Here is an 18,724-nt window from a genome sequence, read left to right on the forward strand (position 1 = left end):
TTTTTCTCCCACCGTGTTTCCACCCTTGCTACCGACGAGGCAGGGTTACTATATTTGCTGGCTATGTCAAAAAGCAGTGCCGATACACCATTGATGCAGCAGCATAAGGCCATCAAACAACGATATCCTGATGCTGTTCTCCTGTTTCGCGTGGGTGATTTTTATGAAACATTCGGCCAGGATGCCATTATTGCCTCCCAGGTCCTGGGCATTACCCTTACCAAAAGGAACAATGGCGCCGCTTCTTCATCGGAGCTTGCCGGCTTCCCTCATCATGCGCTCGATACTTACCTCCATAAACTGGTAAAGGCCGGCTACAGGGTAGCAATCTGTGACCAGCTCGAAGATCCAAAGCAAGCCAAGGGAATCGTAAAGCGCGGGGTTACGGAAATGGTAACTCCCGGAACTGCAACCAATGATAAACTGCTCGAGCATCATTCCAATAATTTTCTAGGCAGCCTCTTTTTTTTGAGCGATGACCAGTTCGGTATTGCATTCCTGGATATTTCGACCGGCGAATTTTTTATTGCCGAAGGCGACAGGGAATATGCAGACAAGTTGCTGCAAAGCTTCCAGCCGGCCGAGATTCTCTTCCAGCGTCACCGGCAGAAACAGTTCAAGGAATTTTTCGGAACAAAATGTTACGTGTATACGCTGGATGAATGGATCTACCAGGAAACATATGCAAAGGATACACTGCTCAAACATTTCCAGACCCATTCACTCAAAGGATTTGGGGTTGACACTTTAACTAACGGACTGGTAGCTGCCGGGGCTATCCTGCATTACCTGAAGGATACGGAACATCCCAACCTGCAGCATATCACATCAATGCAGCGGATAGACCGGGATGATTTTTTATGGATGGACAGGTTTACTGTCCGAAACCTGGAGTTGCTTGGCGGCCCCAGCAGCGACGGTCACACCTTACTCAAAGTAATGGATCATACCGTATCCCCGATGGGTGCACGTTTGTTGAAGCGCTGGATCGTATTTCCGTTAAAGGATGCAGCTCGTATCAATGAACGGCTTGACCTTGTTGAATACTTTATTGCAGAAGTTGAGTTGCGTAACCAGTTGACGCACCATATCCGTCAATGTGGCGATATTGAACGGCTTGTAAGCAAGATCCCGCTGAAAAAGATCGGACCCCGCGAAGTCCTGCAACTCGCAAAAGGCCTTAACCAGGTTGCTCAGATCAGGGAGCTCAGTGCTGCCACTACAAACAGTTACCTCAATCGGCTTACTGATACGCTGAATCCCTGCAGTTATATTGCTGAAAAAATTACCCGTCAACTCGTTGAGAATGCTCCACCAACAACAAACAAAGGAAGCTTCATTTGCGCGGGAATTAATGCTGAACTCGATGACCTGCGGAATATAGCCAGTTCGGGAAAGGAATATCTTGTTAAGCTGCAGCAGCAGGAGTCCGCAAATACCGGGATCCAGTCACTTCGTATCGGGTTCAACAATGTATTTGGCTATTACCTCGAGGTTACGAATACCCATAAGAATAAAGTCCCCTCCGGCTGGATCAGGAAACAGACACTTGCAAATGCTGAAAGGTATATTACTCCCGAACTGAAAGAATATGAAGAAAAGATTACGGGTGCAGAAGACCGGATCCAGCAGATTGAGCTGCAATTGTTTGAAGAGCTCCTGAATGAATTACAGGACTACCTCTCACCTATTCAGACCAATGGCAACCTGCTGGCGATTATGGATTGCCTGCTGTGTTTTGCTCAACTGTCGCTACACAACACCTACAAACGGCCACATATACACGAAGACCAGGCACTTAATATAAAAGCAGGCCGGCATCCTGTCATTGAAAAATTCCTATCGCCAGGTGAACAGTATGTATCGAACGATATCATACTCGACAAATCGGAACAGCAGATCATCATCCTGACCGGTCCGAATATGAGTGGTAAGAGTGCACTCCTCCGTCAGGTTGCTATAATTACTTTAATGGCTCACATGGGATGTTTTGTGCCGGCAGACGAAGCACTAATTCCTGTTACAGATAAGATCTTTACGCGTGTGGGCGCGTCAGATAACCTGAGCGGTGGTGAATCCACTTTCATGGTTGAGATGAATGAAACGGCAAGCATCATCAATAACGTTACTTCACGAAGCCTCATTTTACTCGATGAAATCGGTAGAGGCACGTCTACATATGATGGCATTTCCATTGCGTGGAGCATTGTTGAATTCCTGCACCAGGCGCCACAGCAACCCCTCACCCTCTTTGCCACGCACTATCATGAGCTCAATGAGCTGGAGAACAAATGGGAAAGGGTAAAGAACTATCACATCACCAACAAGGAGTCAGGAAACCGGATCATATTTCTCCGGAAACTTGCGCCAGGGGGAAGCACCCACAGTTTCGGGATTCATGTGGCCAGAATGGCCGGAATGCCGCCTGCGCTTATTAACAGGGCCAACGAAATCCTGCAGCAGCTTGAATCCAAGCACCTTGTTAACAGCAATGGAACAGAAGCTGCCACAGTTTCGCTGAACGATAAAGTAAAAGAGATCGGCGGACCCAAAATGCAACTGTCGATCTTTGATGTGCATTCCCAGACTTTTGAAGACATCCGTAGTGTGCTCGAAGGGATCAATATTAACAGGCTTACGCCAGTTGAAGCGCTGCTCAAGCTACAGGAGATAAAGAATATGATCCACTAAAACCGCATTGCCATGCCCACGCGGATATTCCTGTTGTAAGCGTCTACAGACTGACCTGCATTCAGGCGGCTTAAGCCATGGTCGTAACCTGCATAGATATTAAGTCCATTATTGAACTGGTAGCCGATACCACCTGTAATGGCTGCGTCCCAGCGGTTGAACTGATCAGTAACATTCCATTTCCTGTTGAGGAGGTTAACACCAAGCACACCCGCCTTTACCCGTAGATCAGAAGATAGCAGGTAAGAAACCTGTGGACCTGCAAACACTTCGAAACCTTTGCCGATCCTTGCTTTTACTAACACCGGCATCTCAAGATATTGTGTACGCAGGTCTGTCGTAGCGTTAATACCGATCACCTCGAGAACCTTGAGGTTCACTTTACCTTTAAATCCATATCCTTTGGTGGAATAAGAAAGTCCAGGCTCGATCATTACCCTGGAACCAAGGGGGATCTGCATGAAACCACCGGCATGAAATCCTGTTCGTCCCCCTGTTGTAAGCATGCCGTCGGTCCATTCAAGAACCTGATCTAATTGTGTAGCTGCATCACCTTTAATAGAAGCAAAGTTGAGACCTGCCCGCACTCCAAAATGCACCGGCGACTGCGCATATATGGCGCCTGTAACAACAAGGGCGATTAATACCATGAGTGATTTTTTCATAACTGGACTGATACGGATTTTTAAGCCGTTCCAATCTGTGACCAGACAAAAATCACGAGGTAAAATGCAGGCTATTCAAAGTTTTGTTAAGGTAACAGTTAACCGTTTGTTACAACATCCCCTTTAACTTCTCCACAACATAGTCAACTTCCTCTTTGGAATTTTGCCTGCTGAAGGAGAACCTGACAGCAACGAGGTTTGGATTGTTATTAATAGCACGGATCACATGAGATCCCAGATCTGCACCGCTGGTACAGGCGCTTCCACCAGAAGCACAAATGCCATTGATATCGAGGTTAAACAATATCATTTCCGACTTCTCAGTTTTTGGAAATGAAACATTCAGGACAGTATAAAGGCTTTTGCCGAAAGTATCACCGTTGAAATAGATTCCGGGGATCTCTGCTTTCAGTTTTTCAGCCATGTAATATTTCAGGCCCGTAATATATTCCTTATCTGTTTCAAAGCGCGATGTTGCCAGTTCCAGCGCCTTTGCGAATCCAACAACACCATACAGGTTTTCAGTACCTGCCCGCATGTTACGCTCCTGCGACCCGCCGTGGATCATTGGTTTGATCTGAACATTCTCGTTGATGTACAGGATTCCAACACCTTTCGGACCATTGAATTTATGGCCTGCCCCGGTAATAAAATGTACCGGTGTGTTACGAAGGTCAAAGGGATAGTGACCCACAGTCTGAACTGTATCCGAATGGAATACGGCATTATATTTTTTACAAATTTCACCGGCAGCATGAATATCCAGCAAGTTGCCGATCTCGTTGTTGGCATGCATGAGACTAACCAGGCACTTTTCCCTGCTTTCCGCCAGTAACCTCTCCAGGTCGGCCAGGTCAATATGCCCGTCAGGGGTCAATCTTACATAGCTCAGGGCTACGTTGCCCTGGCGATTCATATATTCTACTGTATGTGAGGTCGCATGGTGCTCAATAGGCGACGAAATAATGCGCCTGCAACCCAGGTCCCTGACTGCAGCTGAAATTGCAGTGTTGCTGCTTTCAGTACCACCGGATGTGAAAAATATTTCCGCAGGGTGAGCATTGAGGATTTTCGCTACCGTTTTCCGTGCATTTTCGATAGCTAGCCGGCTTTCGCGGCCATATGAATAAATGGATGATGGATTGCCAAACTTTTCAGTCAGGTAGGGCATCATGGCTTCCAGGACCTCTGGATCCAGGGAAGTGGTAGCGGCGTTGTCGAAATAGATCCTCTGCACGGTAGGAATTTTGGTAAAATAAAAAGCTCCCCGATGGGGAGCCGCAAATTTCTGGAATTATTTTGAAAATCAGAGGAACTCTTTAATGTCCTGCATCAGCCGGAGGGCGATATTGTTGGCAGTAGTCTCAAAATTGCTCTCTGCGTAGATCCGGATGATAGGTTCTGTATTGGAGGTCCGCAAATGCACCCAGTCAGAATCAAACTCGATCTTCAGTCCGTCTTCAGTATTAACAGGCTGTTTCTTATATTTCTTCTGGATTTTTTCAAATATATCTTTTACGTCAATATGTTTTTCCAGCTCGATCTTGTTCTTGGAAATGAAATAGTCGGGGTATTTGCTCCTGAAGGATTTGATTCCGTTCTTATGTTGTGCAAGTGCCGTCAGGAATAAGCCGATTCCGATCAGGGCGTCCCTTCCATAATGGAGGTCCGGAACTATTATGCCGCCATTTCCTTCCCCACCGATAACAGCATTAACTTCTTTCATCCGGTTAACAACGTTCACTTCACCAACTGCAGACGGGAAATATTCACCTTCATGCTTAAGTGTAATTTCTTTCAATGCCTTGGTTGAAGACATATTGGAAACAGTATTCCCTTTGCGGTGGCTCAGGACATAATCTGCGACGGCGACAAGCGTAAATTCCTCACCAAACATGCTGCCATCTTCACATACAAAACAAAGCCTGTCCACGTCAGGGTCAACCGCAATACCAAGAGAGGCGCCGGACTTTTTCACCTCGGCACTCAGGCCGGAAAGATTTTCCGGAAGCGGCTCCGGGTTGTGTGCAAAGCGGCCGTTGATTTCTTCATTTAAAATTATCACGTCCTCAACACCCAAGGCATGGAGCAACCTGGGAACAGCTATTGCGCCGCTTGAATTTATGGCATCCACTACCACTTTGAATTGTTTCCCGCGGATAGCTGCAACATCAACCAGCGGATAATTCACAACAGTTTCAATATGTTTGTCGAGATAGGTATCGTTGACAGTAACGGCTCCAAGCTTATCAACACCTATAAATTGGAACGCATCTTTTGAAGCCAGTTCAAGAACTTCCCTGCCGGCTTCAGCTGAAATAAATTCGCCGTCTTTGTTCAGTAATTTAAGTGCATTCCACTCTTTTGGGTTATGGCTGGCTGTGAGGATAATACCGCCGTCAGCGTTTTCCCACTTCACTGCCATTTCCACAGTAGGTGTGGTAGACAAACCGAGGTCAACAACCTGGATGCCCAATCCAACCAATGTCTGAATAACAAGTTGGCTTACCATTTCACCTGATATCCGTCCGTCCCTGCCAATTACAACCTTGGCTGATTTATTAGATGCAGTAAGCATGCTGCCGTAGGCAGCGGAGAATCTTACAATATCCAGAGGGGTTAAATTTTCGGTAGGATGCCCGCCTATGGTTCCACGAATTCCTGAGATACTTTTTATCAATGCCACAGTTCCTGGGGTTTAATTAATCAAAAATAAGCGTTTCCCCGGAGTGCTGAACAGATGTGGATACTTACTTTTGACAAAAATTCAGGCATGTCGACCGGCAGCTGGTTCCAGGAATGGTTCAATTCTCCTTATTATCAGCAATTATATTTCAAGCGGGATGAAGCAGAGGCAGACAGTTTTATCAGCAGGCTGGTAGGGCATTTAAAACCCGGATCAGGCGCTACCATGCTTGATGTCGCCTGCGGCCGGGGGCGCCACTCACGCAGCCTGGCATCAATGGGTTTTGATGTGACAGGAATCGATATTTCAGAAGACAGCATCCGGGACGCGCTTCTAACAGAAAATAAGCATCTGCATTTTTTCGTACACGACATGCGGCTTCCCTTCCGGATAAATTATTTCCAGTATGCCTTTAACTTCTTTACCAGCTTCGGATACTTCCGCACGGAAAGGGAGCATTACAATGCCATTCGTACAATTGCCCAATCGTTGTTGCCAGGCGGCGTTTTTGTGATGGACTTTCTCAACGTGCACTATGCGGAGGACCACCTGATTCATAAACACGAGGAAGAACTCGATGGCGTGAACTTTTTTATCACGCGCTGGCTGGATGAGACACATTTTTACAAGCGGGTGATCGTGGAAGATGATCGTCTCGAAGCCCCGCTCGAGTTCACGGAAAAGGTCGCCAAATTTTCACTTGGCGATTTCAACGACATGTTCTCTTTCCACAAACTGCAGATCCAGGAGGTGTTCGGAGATTATGAATTCGGCAATTACGATGTAAAAAAATCTCCCCGGCTGATCATAATTGCAAAAAAAGTGTAACTCATTTATTTCCTTCGCTCCCGGCTTTTTTGTTGTTCAGGAGCATGTACCTGGCAGTATGATAAAAGGCCTGGGACCACCATTCGTAAGAAGCAGTGTCTGGTGCTGCTTCCACGGGTTTCGCAGCGAAGTCGGCCCATACCAGGCTTGTCGCACGCCCCTGCATGGCGCGGTTATAATAATACTCTCCTGAGATCAGTCCAAGATTTTTATTGTTATAATCCATAATAAAAACCTTGTTTTCCTTTCCGCTGTCACGTGCATTCCTGGCCATGAGGTCGGTCCCCATTCCACTATTCCTGTATGGGATATTCACTATCCCTGCCAATGTCGGAAGCACATCAACCTGTGAAGCCAGGTCGTGAATGCGTTTTGCCGGTAACTTCCCCGGGGCGTAGAACAACATGGGTACATGGTTGGATGAAAGGCGGTTATCTGTCCATGACCTCGGGAACAACGGACCTGCGTTTCCTGCGATCCCATGATCCCCGATAAATGCGAAGATGGTATTATTGTAATAAGGTGATTTTTTTGCCGTTTCCATGAATCTCCGGAAGCAATAATCGGTATACCGGAAGGCGTTCAATTCCTCGTTGGATTCAAATCCATATTTACGCAGGGTATCAATGGGGAAGTTGACGATGTCCATTTGCTTCCTGTCTTCTTCGGGAATAGTATACGGCCGGTGATTATCTGCTGTCTGAATAATGGCAAAAAAGGGATGGTCTTCCGTCTTCAGCACTTTATCAGCTTCAAGAAACAGGTTCATATCGCTGATACCCCAGACATCGACTTTCGGTACATTGTAACTACCTTCTTCGTAGAGGTTCAACCCAGAAATATTATTGGTGAGAATCCCACGGATATTGGCCCAGCTTGTACTGCCCCCGAGGAAATAGAACTTTTTATGTCCCTTAAAATCATTGATGATTGTGTGCTGATCAACCATCATGGGATTCCGGCTCGCCGTTTTCACCAGTTCCACATCCGGGATCCCGGTTATTGTTGCCCACACTCCTTTTGCCGTTCCTATTAACGGAGTGAAACAATTATCGAAGAATAAACCGTTTTTGCAAAGTTCTGCGAAATAAGGTGTGGTATTCAACGGGCTTCCCCACATTGAACTTTTATAGCCGCTGAAGCTTTCACAGATTACCAGCACCACATTCGGTTGTTGGTTACCGTTCCAGTTATATATCGAATCGGGCACTACATTACGTTCGAACCGAAGTGCATTGGCATCGGGTTGCGTAACCCCCAGGTATTCAGCCATCCGGGGGTATGCCTCGCGGACCTTATTTACATCATATGAGGAACTCCTGAATTTAAACGAGCTGAAAAAAGACTGGATTGGATTAAGGGCAATGTTGGCATTGAAATCATTGCCCAGGTTGAAGGCATCACTCCAGCGAAGCGGATATTGCCCGATCCTGCCGAATATGCAGATACAGAAAAACACCAACACCAATATAAATGAAACAATCCTGGTAAACTTAGCCGGCGGATCCCAGCGAAATGCGATGTACCGGTACAAAAACATTAACAGGGCAACTATGATCCAGGTAACACCGATAACGGTTATAGTCAATCGAAACACCGGATAGGTCTGCCAGACCATGCCGGCGGAAATCCGGGCATCTTCGAGGAAACTGAGTGCACTCGCGTTAAGCCGTTGGTTCAGATACCGGAAATGAAGGAAATCTGTCACAAAAAACATCACCAATGCCAGCGTCACTATAATAAAGAAACCTTTCCACCAGGGGCGGGACCGTTCATTCCGGAAAGGGTCTAGGGGAAGAAACGAGGTCGCTGCCAAAACAACCAGCGAGATCGCTGCCGCCACACGGGCATCATAACGGAGCCCAAGCCAGAAAGTACGAGACGTGGGACCGGTATCGGCCATTGGTATACGAAACACATACCAGGAAAAAACCCGGGCTGCAGACATAAATAATACCAGCAAAAGGAAAACTGCAAGGACCCAGCGGATGGTCCGGGGAATTTTGTTCATACCCCGCAAAAATCGGGAATATTTACACTTGAGCGGACAACTGCTTATTTTTGTATAAGTTAGATAATTACATGGATCTGATAGACCGGTTAATTGAATATGATAAGGCGTTGATGGTACGCATTAATAATGAATGGCACCATCCCGTGCTGGATATACTGTTCCAACATATAAGGGAGACTTATTTCTGGATGCCGGTATACCTGTTTTTCATTGTCTTTGCTGCGCTCAATTTTGGAAAGAGAGGGTGGCTTTGGATATTGGCTGCTGTCCTTACCATTGCAATTACCGACCAGGTTAGCAGCAATCTCATAAAGAATAACATTATGCGACTCCGCCCCTGCAGGGATCCTGAGATTGCCGACCAGATCCGTTTCTTTATCAAATATTGTCCGCGAAGCAGCAGCTTTACTTCATCGCACGCCACCAACCACTTTGGTTTTGCCAGCTTCGTTGTGCTTACCCTGCGGAACTTTACCGGTCCCTGGATCAATATACTTATTCTGTTTGCTGCAACCGTTAGTTATGCCCAGGTATATGTGGGTGTGCATTATCCGCTTGATGTTTGTTGCGGGGCTATCGTCGGTAGCTCCATCGGATACGGAATGAGTATTATCTTCAACAAAAAAATAGGCTTGCCGGCTTTTGCCCGCAGCTGATCAATCCAATATAATGACGGAAATTCTAATCATATTTGGTCTTATTTTATTGAACGGTATATTCTCAATGGCTGAGATCGCCCTGGTCTCGGCACGTAAAGCAAGGCTCGAATCGCAAGCAGTGAAAGGTGATATAAGGGCCCGCGAAGCCCTTGAACTCGCCAACCATCCGGACACTTTTTTGTCAACAGTCCAGATCGGTATTACCCTTATCGGCATCCTGACCGGTATTTTTTCCGGTGATAAAATCACCAGTGACGTTGCATCCTTTTTCAGCCGGATACCGGTCCTTTCAGACTACAGTAATGGAATCGCGACCGCCACCGTGGTGATCATCCTGACATTTTTCAGTATGGTTCTCGGTGAACTTTTGCCGAAAAGAATCGGCCTTTCCAACCCGGAAAAAATCGCGAAGCTGGTGGCCGGTCCGATGAGATTCATCAGCAAAATTACCCACCCTTTCATCTGGCTGCTGAGTAAGTCAACGCACCTGCTGACCCGACTCCTTAATGTCCAGCGAAATGATACGCAGGTAACAGAAGAAGAGATCAAGGCAATCATTAGCGAAGGAACAGAACAGGGTACCATCGATGAAGCGGAACAGGAGATCATCGAAAGGGTTTTTCACCTGGGTGACCGGAGTATTACTTCGCTGATGACACACCGCAGCGACATCATATGGTTTGACGTTAACGATAATGAACAGTCGATAAAAGAAAAGATCATTAAGGAACCGCATTCCATTTACCCAATCTGTGACGGGGATATTGATAACATTAAAGGGGTTGTATCCATAAAGGATCTTTACATAACGAACGATCTTACCTTATTCAAACACATCATGAAACCGGCGATGTTTGTACCCGAAAACAATACCGCTTACCGGGTTCTGGAACGATTTAAGGAAACACAACTCCACTCCTGCTTCATTGTGGATGAATATGGCAGTGTGCAGGGCATGATTACGCTTAATGACATCCTGGAAGCCATAGTCGGAGACCTGCCACAGTCTGATATTGAAGATTATGAGATCATTAAAAGAGATGACGGAAGTTACCTGGTGGATGCACAGATCCCATTCTATGACTTTCTTTCACGTTTTGAAATGACAGACTGGATGAATGAAGGCGAGCAGGAATTCAATACCCTCGCAGGATTTATTCTTCACAAACTTGAAAGAATTCCTCACACCGGTGACAGCCTCGAATGGAAAGGCTTCCGATTTGAAATTATCGACATGGATTCATTAAGGATCGATAAAATCCTCGTGACTATTTCAGAAGACATCCGGGAAGGAATGGATGAAGACTAAGCCAAATTCAAAACTGAAAACTCAAAATACTAGAACCCGAATTTTGCAACATTATCAGGATAGTTAAGCCGGGTACTTTTCCTTACCCCTTTTGTGTTGACATGCATTATATTTATCTGTTTGTCAAACGAATCGTAAAGAAGCGTATTCCTGACCTGGATCTCCGAGACTGAGTTTACCTCATTTACCTGCACATAGCACCATGCAGATTCACGTTCCCTTTCATAACCAACAAATTCAAGCCTGACCGGTTTTCCGTTTACGGAAACCTGGAGATGCTGCTGCAGGTATTCAAAGATCTGTTGGTTAACTTTGGCTGCATCTTTTGGCTGCCCGAGATCAACAGGTTGGTTGTAGGTCTTTCCCAGCGAGGTCTCAAAATCATCAATAAATAGTTTTACGCTGATTTCCAACGTTTTATCCTTATCATTATGAGAGATATCCGTCACGCTGACATAAAAAGGATGCATGATTGCAACCATTCCGGTCATTAACCACTTAAACAATATTGCTGCCATTAAACATTTTTATTTTTCCAGCACAAAACTCTGGATTATTTTGAAAGCTTGATTAAGTATGCAAGATTTTAACCTTTACTTCGGGCTCGGTGTTGAACATATTCTGACCTGGGATGCGCTCGATCACATTCTGTTTGTAACAGCCCTTTGCCTTCGATACAAATTTTCCGACTGGAAAAAAGTAGCAGTGCTTGTAACCGCATTTACCATCGGGCACAGTATCACACTCATATTAAGTGTTTTAGGATATGTATCTGTTCCGGTTGCCTGGATTGAATTCCTTATTCCCCTTACAATTGCCGGAACCGCACTCAATAATTTGTTTTTTAAACCAAAACAAATTAATAATAAATTACCTCTGATCTATTTTTTTGCTTTATTCTTCGGCATGATCCACGGTCTCGCATATGCCAACCTGTTGCTTGACCTCGAAGGATCGGACAGGATAACCAGCCACCTGCTTGCATTTAACCTGGGTATTGAAGTTGCTCAATTACTTGTAGTTACGGTAGTTTTGCTGCTATCATTTATATTCGTTGAAAAGTTGAAGACCGTCCAGCGTCTGTGGATTGGCGTACTGTCGGGTCTGATATTACTGTTTTCATTGAAAATGGCTATTGAAAGGATTCCTGAAATACAAAAACACACCTATACAAAACAGCAATAACAAATGAGAAGACTCCTTTATGCATGTCTTGGATTAATTGCCGCCCCGGCGTTTGCCCAGAACATACAGAACAATCCCGGTTCAAACCACGGGAACAAGTTTGAGCAGTTGGGCACCGTATTGCCTACGCCAAACGAATACCGTACCGCGAGCGGTGCGCCAGGTCCAAAATACTGGCAGCAGCGTGCGGATTATGACATTAAATGTGAACTCGATGAAGAGAAACTGCGCCTCACAGGAAGTGAGACAGTGACTTATTTCAACAACTCTCCTGACCAGCTCACTTATCTCTGGCTTCAGCTCGATGAGAATGAGCACAGTTCAGAAAACAATGCGAACTACCAGGATGCCTCAACAATCGGAAAAGAAACTGTTGACCTGGCGGTAAGCAGGATGGAAGAATCCAAAAATGATAATGGTGTAAACATTGTGAAACTTACCGATGCACTCGGTAAACCGTTGAAATATACAGTCAACAAAACAATGATGCGTGTTGACCTGCCGGCTCCCCTGAAGCCTGGTCAGAAATATGTGCTGAAAATTGACTGGAACTACAAGATTACCGACAGGATGAAAGAAGGCGGCCGTGGCGGCTATGAATTCTTCGCCGAAGACGGTAACCATCTTTTCACTATGGCACAATGGTATCCCCGTCTCTGTGTGTACAGTGACTTCCAGGGCTGGCAGAACCACCAGTTTACCGGTAGAGGCGAGTTTGCCCTTACTTTCGGAAACTTCAAGGTTCAGATGACAGTACCCGCAGACCATGTAATTGGTTCTACCGGAGAATGCCTGAACTACCAACAGGTTTTGACTCCTGCACAGCTTGCCCGCTGGCAGAAGGCACAAACTGCAAAGGATGTAGTGGAAATCGTAAACCTCGCAGAAGCTAAAGCAGCTGAAAAAAATAAGAGCAAGGCGAAGAAAACCTGGATCTATAAAGCAGATAACGTTCGTGACTTTGCCTGGACCTCTTCCCGCAAATTTGTATGGGACGCGATCCCGGCAACTGTTGAAGGAAAAAAGATCATGTGTATGAGTTTTTACGGCAAAGAAGCATATGGACTTTACCGCCCTTATTCATCTAAAGCCGTGGCTCACACAATCAAGAGCTACAGTAAATTCTCCATTCCTTACCCTTACCCGGTTGCCCAGAGCGTGGAAGCTGCCAACGGTATGGAATATCCGATGATCTGCTTCAACTACGGTCGTACTGCCCCAGACGGCACATACAGCGAGCAAACCAAATATGGTATGCTTGGTGTGATCATTCATGAAGTAGGACACAACTTCTTCCCGATGATCATTAACAGCGACGAACGCCAGTGGAGCTGGATGGATGAGGGACTTAACACATTCGTGGAATACCTTACAGAAGAACTGTGGGACAATAAATTTCCAAGCCGTCGTGGTCCGGCTGCTTATATCACGGATTACATGAAGCTCCCTAAAGATCAGCTTGAGCCGATCATGACAAACAGCGAAAACATCATCCAGTTTGGGCCGAATGCATATTCAAAACCCGCAACAGGCCTGAACATCCTGCGTGAAACAGTTATGGGCCGCGAGCTGTTCGATTATGCTTTCAAAGAGTATGCACGTCGTTGGGCTTTCAAACATCCAACACCGGCTGATCTTTTCCGTACGCTGGAAGATGCGAGCGGCGAAGACCTCGACTGGTTCTGGAGAGGATGGTTCTACAGCACAGATGCTACTGACATCGCAATCGATACTGTTCGCTACCTGCGTCCCGAATTCAGTGAGCCTTCAAACAATAATGCATCCGGTACAAAGAAGACCAAACTCGCAAAGCCACAGGTAAATGCATTTGAAGATCTTTCAAAAATCCGCAACCGCGAAGACAAAAACATTGTTTTTGAAGTTGACAGGGACACTACCCTGCGTGATTTCTACTGGAGATATGCGCGTGGTCTGGAGCCTTATGACTCCACTACTTATGAAGTTCCTGCAACTTCAAACGTAACGAAGGCTGATGACGAAGTGAAAAAGAATTTTGAGAACAAACACGTTTACGAAATTGCTTTCTCTAACAAAGGCGGCCTCGTAATGCCTATCATTGTAGAATTTACATTTACGGATGGGTCTCAGGAAGTTGATCGCATTCCTGCACAGATCTGGCGTAAAAACGAAAGTAAAGTAACCAAGGTATATGTGAAGAACAAGGAAGTTAAGTCGATTAAGCTTGACCCGATGAAGGAGACAGCCGACATTAACGAAGCCAACAATACCTGGGGAACAATTGCTGAACCCAGCAAATTCCAGTTGTTCAAATACAAGCAGAACACCCGCGGACAAAGCACTGGCATAACACCAATGCAAAAAGCCCAGGAGAAGAGCAAGGAGAAGAAAGCATTTTAATTACTTTTTATTTCTCTGATAAAAAAGGAATGACTAAGTCATTCCTTTTTTTTTGATAATTCCGTTAAAATAGCTGTAAAGTCACTTATGGTTTGGTGTGAATTGCCGGGATCTTCATGGATAAGCGCTATGTTTGCACCACTTGGAAATTTTATTTACCATATACGCCCCTATTTACCACGGCAAACATTCAGCGTTGCCCTTCTTTTCCAATCTGAAGGCCTTTGGTACTTTAACCCCGGCATGACAATTATTTAAGTCCCCCGGGGTATTGTCTTTTCCTTTTTTCTTTCATCACATAAACCTGTGCCATGCCACGGAATCAAAGTGCGATTCCTGTCAGCGGTAGTATTATTTTCATTTTAGTACTGCTGAACGGGATCATTATTAAATGGGCATATACCCAGGATACACGCCTGTATCTTTTGTTGTTAATCACATTACCGCTGTTGCTGTTAGCTATTTCCAATGTCAGGCAAACAAAACATGCACTACTTCGCAACTACCCGATTATCGGTTATTTCCGATATGTGCTTGAGGCATTCAGGCCTGAAGTGCGGCAGTATTTTTTTGAATCAGAATCGGACGGAAAACCCTTTAACCGACGTCAGCGTTCGATTGTATACCAGAGGGCTAAGGATGTACGCCAGACTGTAGCCTTTGGTATGCAGGTGAACCCAAATGAACCCGGGTACGAATGGGTGGCACACTCGATCTACCCGGTGAGGGTTGATGAAAGCGACCTTAGGGTAACCATCGGTAATCACCAATGCAGCCAGCCTTACAATGCCAGTGTACTGAACATCGGTGCCATGAGTTATGGTGCACTAAGTAAAACGGCGATAGAGGCTTTAAATGAAGGAGCCAGGCTGGGCGGATTTGCTCACAATACGGGTGAAGGAGGAATTAGTCCTTACCACCTTAAAGGTGGACACCTGATCTGGCAGATCGGTACGGGGTATTTCGGCTGCCGTAATGCAAAAGGAAATTTCGATGCAGACCTGTTCAGTGAAAATGCCTGCCGGCCGGAAGTAAAGATGATAGAGCTCAAACTGTCACAGGGAGCAAAACCAGGGCATGGGGGTATATTACCTGCGGCGAAAAACACAGTTGAGATAGCAACAATCCGGAATGTACCGGTTAATACCACCATCAATTCCCCGGCCGGACACACAGCGTTCAATAATGCCGCAGGCATGCTTCATTTCCTCGGTTCCTTAAGGGAATTATCTCTCGGTAAACCAGTAGGATTCAAGCTTTGCATCGGCAGCAGGAGGGAATTCCATGAGATCTGCTACGAAATCCGTAAAACGGATATAATACCCGACTTCATCGTGATTGACGGAGCTGAAGGGGGAACAGGTGCTGCACCACTGGAGTTTACGGATCATGTAGGTATGCCGCTGTATGAAGCACTTGCTTTCGCTTCCAAAACTTTGCAGGTCTATGGTTTAAAAGATAAGGTAAAGCTGATTGCTGCAGGTAAAATAATCTCGGGTTTTGATATCCTGAAAGTGCTTGCACTTGGAGCAAGCGCTGTGTACAGCGCCAGGGGAATGATGTTCTCTCTCGGCTGCATCCAGGCCTTGAAATGTGACAGTGGAAAGTGCCCCGTTGGCGTTGCCACGCAGGAATCGCAATTATACAAAGGACTTGATATAACGGACAAAAAAGTCCGCGTCGCAAACTTTCATAAAAATACAATAAGGGCTACCATTGAATTAATGGAGGCTTGCGGATTCAGAAACCTGAATGACATAACTGTTTCCAGCTTTTTCCGCAGGCTAAGCTTATCAGACACACAGAGCTTTGAAGAAATTTATGGAATGAAAACAATCCAGAAAACTGCTATTGATCACATTTATAATTAAATGCCATGGATGCACAAATAAATAAACTGATTTTACTGAAGAGTGACTATGACCTGTTGCTGAAATATATTTATTCCCGGATGAGTCCCATGTCGGGTGAAAGTAAACACGCAGAACAGTTATATGACGAATTAAATAATGCCGAGATAATCGAGAAGGAAGACAGATTCCCAGCCGACGTCATTAGGCTGAACTCAAATATTGAAGTGATTGAGGAAGACACCGGGCGGAGAATACACTTCAGGCTAGTATTGCCTACCCAGGCGAATTTAAGTAAGGGAAAACTGTCCGTCTTCGCTCCCCTGGGAATTGCCTTGATAGGATATAGAAAAGGTCAGCATGTCGCCTGGGAAATGCCGGCTGGCAAAAAGGTATTTTATATTGCTGATGTGACCAATGAAGGGCTTCTCGTGTAAAGGGGTTATTTTTATATACAATGATTCGCCTATGATAAGGATGTTGTTTTTGTTAGCCACCATTTCCTGTATGCAGAGGTCTTATGCCGCAACAGTCGACACCGTAAGTATTTACAGTGAAGTAATGAAAAGGAACATTAAAGCGGTGGTGATAGAACCTTCTGGCGGAAAAGGCGGAGAGGCTTACCCGGTACTTTATTTACTTCACGGACTTGGAGGAAATTACTCCCTGTGGATAAACAAAGTACCATACCTTCAGCAGGCTGCAGACAAATATAAATGTGTGATCGTTTGCCCTGACGGTGGAAGGGCAACGGTTTATTTCGATAACCCCATGGACAGTAGTTCCCGGTTTGAATCGCATTTTGTGCAGGAACTGATGCCTTACATTGAACAACACTACCCGGTCAGCCTGGATCGTCGTTATCGTGCAATCACAGGGATAAGTATGGGTGGTTTCGGGGCAATGCTTATTGCCAGCCGGCATAATGACCTTTTTTCTGTTGCCGGAAGCATGAGTGGCGTTTTAAACCTGAGACCGTTTACTACAGGCAGTGCATTAAGGCAAAAAATTGCGGACAGCACGTGCTGCAGTATTGACTGGGAGAAACTTAAAAACACCAGGCTGATTATCGATTGTGGATTGCAGGACTACCTGCTGCCGGTAAACAGGAATATTCACAAGCAATTGGAAACAAAGCAAATTGCCCACGACTACATTGAACGGGAGGGCAGACACGACTGGTACTATTGGAAAGTCGCCATAGATTTCCAGCTGTTTTTTATCCGTAAAGCCTGGGATGAAGGCTTATCCAATTAATAGTTAACGTGGCCATCACGAACCCGGATCTTCTTTTTGCCGGCATTCTTTTTTTCGTAATCCAGTACTTCTTTGGGCTTTGCAGTTTTTTTGCGGGCCACGGATAAAGTATCGGTTGCCAGGGTCGCGGGTTCGTTACTTTTATCAACCTTTCCCAGGAGATAAAATTCAGTTTTGTTGATAAACCCGGTACCCGGATCGTAAAACTTCCAGGTGCCATGCTTAATTGAAGAACCTTCATTTTTGATGATCACCTGCGAATAGTTTCCCGGGTTCATTACATCTTCCACATCGACGGTATCATATAATTTGTCGGGATTGAAGGCTCTCCAGCTTTCTTCCCGTACAATATTACCAGCCACATTAAAATACTGGCTTTGCCCGTCAAGGAATCCCCAGCGATACTGCTGAATTGCCAGAAGGTCTCCCATCAGGCTGTATTTCCTCCAGGTTCCTTCTTTCCTGTCTTCTACAAACTGCCCTTCTTCTTCGAATCCCGGTTCTCCCCTCACCTGGTCGTATTTCAGAACCCAGGGACCTTGTCTTTTTCCGGACTTATCCACCCTGTTAAGGGTATCACCTTTCACCCCGATCATATAATCCTTCCATTGACAGAAGGCCACATTCCCGACGAAAAGTAATAACACGAATAACCAGCGCATGATCAAGAGTTTGAATATGGTAATAACGGATTTTGCGGGCAGATTGTTATCCCGAACCTTTAAGTCTATCCCAACAAATATGCCGGATTGGTTAGTCAGCAGCCAGTTTAACGATGTACCTGACAGCCAGTTCGTAACCTGTCAGGCCCAGTCCGCAGATAGTTCCTTTTGCCTTGGCAGAAACATGGGAAAGCTTCCGGAATTCCTCCCGGGCATGAACATTACTAATATGAACTTCTATAACCGGAGCGCTGATGGCAGCAATAGCATCTCCGATCGCAACGGAAGTATGGGTGTAGCCGCCTGGATTTAGCACAATGCCATCGGCAGAAAAGCCTGCTGACTGTAACTCATTGATGAGTTCACCTTCAACGTTACTTTGATAATAACTGAATTCGATCTGAGGGAAAAGTTCTTTAAGGGAACTGAAGTAACTGTCGAAATCCTGGGAGCCATAAACGCCAGGCTCGCGTTTTCCGAGCAGGTTCAGGTTTGGACCGTTAATAATAGCAATTTTCATGTCGCTAAAAATATGCTAT

Annotated in this window: 16 protein-coding genes; 9 read left to right on the plus strand and 7 right to left on the minus strand. The window is 45.6% G+C overall.

All coding sequences use genetic code 11. From position 1 onward, the window contains the following. Nucleotides 1-63: 63 nt before the first annotated feature. The gene (gene mutS, locus OI18_RS16415) at nt 64-2,691 is read left to right on the plus strand and encodes a DNA mismatch repair protein MutS (protein ID WP_039141798.1); all 2,628 of its coding nucleotides are present in this window, start codon (nt 64-66) and stop codon (nt 2,689-2,691) included. On the opposite strand, the gene OI18_RS16420 is transcribed toward mutS, so the two are convergent. The 3 genes from OI18_RS16420 to glmM form a co-directional block, all read right to left on the minus strand. Then, a complete protein-coding gene (locus OI18_RS16420) occupies nt 2,688-3,356 on the minus strand; it encodes a porin family protein (RefSeq protein ID WP_052273308.1) in 669 nt (222 codons plus the stop codon). The two genes, mutS and OI18_RS16420, sit on opposite strands and share 4 nt — an antisense overlap. Nucleotides 3,357-3,465: 109 nt before the next feature. Further along, nucleotides 3,466-4,593 carry a cysteine desulfurase family protein gene (locus tag OI18_RS16425; RefSeq protein WP_039141800.1) on the minus strand — a complete coding sequence of 376 codons (1,128 nt, stop codon included), beginning with the start codon at nt 4,591-4,593 and terminating at the stop codon, nt 3,466-3,468. A 69-nt stretch (nt 4,594-4,662) separates the two neighbouring features. Further along, nucleotides 4,663-6,042, minus strand: a complete 1,380-nt coding sequence (glmM, locus tag OI18_RS16430) for a phosphoglucosamine mutase (RefSeq protein WP_039141802.1) — start codon at nt 6,040-6,042, stop codon at nt 4,663-4,665. An 87-nt stretch (nt 6,043-6,129) separates the two neighbouring features. Between glmM and OI18_RS16435 the strand changes: the two genes are divergently transcribed. Further along, nucleotides 6,130-6,870, plus strand: a complete 741-nt coding sequence (locus OI18_RS16435; RefSeq protein WP_039142204.1) for a class I SAM-dependent methyltransferase — start codon at nt 6,130-6,132, stop codon at nt 6,868-6,870. A 1-nt stretch (nt 6,871) separates the two neighbouring features. On the opposite strand, the gene OI18_RS16440 is transcribed toward OI18_RS16435, so the two are convergent. Beyond that, complete coding sequence (locus tag OI18_RS16440; RefSeq protein ID WP_052273309.1) at nt 6,872-8,881, minus strand: LTA synthase family protein; 2,010 nt, start codon at nt 8,879-8,881, stop codon at nt 6,872-6,874. A 71-nt stretch (nt 8,882-8,952) separates the two neighbouring features. Here OI18_RS16440 and OI18_RS16445 point away from each other — a divergent pair, with 71 nt between their 5' ends. Both OI18_RS16445 and OI18_RS16450 read left to right on the plus strand, forming a co-directional pair. After that, complete coding sequence (locus OI18_RS16445) at nt 8,953-9,540, plus strand: phosphatase PAP2 family protein (protein WP_052273310.1); 588 nt, start codon at nt 8,953-8,955, stop codon at nt 9,538-9,540. Between the two features lie 13 nt (nt 9,541-9,553). Continuing rightward, the gene (locus OI18_RS16450; RefSeq protein WP_072039032.1) at nt 9,554-10,852 is read left to right on the plus strand and encodes a hemolysin family protein; all 1,299 of its coding nucleotides are present in this window, start codon (nt 9,554-9,556) and stop codon (nt 10,850-10,852) included. A gap of 29 nt (nt 10,853-10,881) precedes the next feature. Here the strand turns inward: OI18_RS16450 and OI18_RS16455 are convergent, their stop codons facing one another. After that, entirely contained in the window at nt 10,882-11,370 is a 489-nt protein-coding gene (locus OI18_RS16455) for a DUF6702 family protein (RefSeq protein ID WP_039141807.1), read from the minus strand. 58 nt (nt 11,371-11,428) lie between these two features. Between OI18_RS16455 and OI18_RS16460 the strand changes: the two genes are divergently transcribed. From OI18_RS16460 to OI18_RS16480, 5 genes are all read left to right on the plus strand, one after another. Further along, a complete protein-coding gene (locus OI18_RS16460; RefSeq protein ID WP_039141810.1) occupies nt 11,429-12,037 on the plus strand; it encodes a HupE/UreJ family protein in 609 nt (202 codons plus the stop codon). A 3-nt stretch (nt 12,038-12,040) separates the two neighbouring features. Further along, nucleotides 12,041-14,416 (plus strand): M1 family metallopeptidase, encoded by a 2,376-nt coding sequence (locus OI18_RS16465; RefSeq protein ID WP_039141813.1) that lies wholly within the window; start codon nt 12,041-12,043, stop codon nt 14,414-14,416. 311 nt (nt 14,417-14,727) lie between these two features. Beyond that, nucleotides 14,728-16,287 (plus strand): FMN-binding glutamate synthase family protein, encoded by a 1,560-nt coding sequence (locus OI18_RS16470; protein WP_052273312.1) that lies wholly within the window; start codon nt 14,728-14,730, stop codon nt 16,285-16,287. Between the two features lie 5 nt (nt 16,288-16,292). Then, entirely contained in the window at nt 16,293-16,703 is a 411-nt protein-coding gene (locus OI18_RS16475) for a GreA/GreB family elongation factor (protein ID WP_039141816.1), read from the plus strand. A gap of 70 nt (nt 16,704-16,773) precedes the next feature. Next, entirely contained in the window at nt 16,774-17,523 is a 750-nt protein-coding gene (locus tag OI18_RS16480; RefSeq protein ID WP_052273313.1) for an alpha/beta hydrolase, read from the plus strand. Here OI18_RS16480 and OI18_RS16485 read toward each other — a convergent pair. Beyond that, a complete protein-coding gene (locus OI18_RS16485) occupies nt 17,520-18,185 on the minus strand; it encodes a toxin-antitoxin system YwqK family antitoxin (protein WP_039141821.1) in 666 nt (221 codons plus the stop codon). The two genes, OI18_RS16480 and OI18_RS16485, sit on opposite strands and share 4 nt — an antisense overlap. 91 nt (nt 18,186-18,276) lie before the next feature. Continuing rightward, on the minus strand, nt 18,277-18,705 hold the full coding sequence (aroQ, locus tag OI18_RS16490) for a type II 3-dehydroquinate dehydratase (protein ID WP_039141824.1): 429 nt from the start codon (nt 18,703-18,705) through the stop codon (nt 18,277-18,279). Nucleotides 18,706-18,724: the final 19 nt, after the last annotated feature.

Source organism: Flavihumibacter solisilvae, assembly GCF_000814475.1.
GTDB lineage: Bacteria > Bacteroidota > Bacteroidia > Chitinophagales > Chitinophagaceae > Flavihumibacter > Flavihumibacter solisilvae.

Excerpts from the sequence above, each read along its gene's own strand:
- mutS (WP_039141798.1), top strand. The coding sequence starts at position 64 with ATGTCAAAAAGCAGTGCCGATACACCATTGATGCAGCAGCATAAGGCC.
- OI18_RS16420 (WP_052273308.1), bottom strand. The coding sequence starts at position 3,356 with ATGAAAAAATCACTCATGGTATTAATCGCCCTTGTTGTTACAGGCGCC.
- OI18_RS16435 (WP_039142204.1), top strand. The coding sequence starts at position 6,130 with ATGTCGACCGGCAGCTGGTTCCAGGAATGGTTCAATTCTCCTTATTAT.
- OI18_RS16440 (WP_052273309.1), bottom strand. The coding sequence starts at position 8,881 with ATGAACAAAATTCCCCGGACCATCCGCTGGGTCCTTGCAGTTTTCCTT.
- OI18_RS16445 (WP_052273310.1), top strand. The coding sequence starts at position 8,953 with ATGGATCTGATAGACCGGTTAATTGAATATGATAAGGCGTTGATGGTA.
- OI18_RS16450 (WP_072039032.1), top strand. The coding sequence starts at position 9,554 with ATGACGGAAATTCTAATCATATTTGGTCTTATTTTATTGAACGGTATA.
- OI18_RS16455 (WP_039141807.1), bottom strand. The coding sequence starts at position 11,370 with ATGGCAGCAATATTGTTTAAGTGGTTAATGACCGGAATGGTTGCAATC.
- OI18_RS16460 (WP_039141810.1), top strand. The coding sequence starts at position 11,429 with ATGCAAGATTTTAACCTTTACTTCGGGCTCGGTGTTGAACATATTCTG.
- OI18_RS16465 (WP_039141813.1), top strand. The coding sequence starts at position 12,041 with ATGAGAAGACTCCTTTATGCATGTCTTGGATTAATTGCCGCCCCGGCG.
- OI18_RS16470 (WP_052273312.1), top strand. The coding sequence starts at position 14,728 with ATGCCACGGAATCAAAGTGCGATTCCTGTCAGCGGTAGTATTATTTTC.
- OI18_RS16475 (WP_039141816.1), top strand. The coding sequence starts at position 16,293 with ATGGATGCACAAATAAATAAACTGATTTTACTGAAGAGTGACTATGAC.
- OI18_RS16480 (WP_052273313.1), top strand. The coding sequence starts at position 16,774 with ATGCAGAGGTCTTATGCCGCAACAGTCGACACCGTAAGTATTTACAGT.
- OI18_RS16485 (WP_039141821.1), bottom strand. The coding sequence starts at position 18,185 with ATGCGCTGGTTATTCGTGTTATTACTTTTCGTCGGGAATGTGGCCTTC.
- aroQ (WP_039141824.1), bottom strand. The coding sequence starts at position 18,705 with ATGAAAATTGCTATTATTAACGGTCCAAACCTGAACCTGCTCGGAAAA.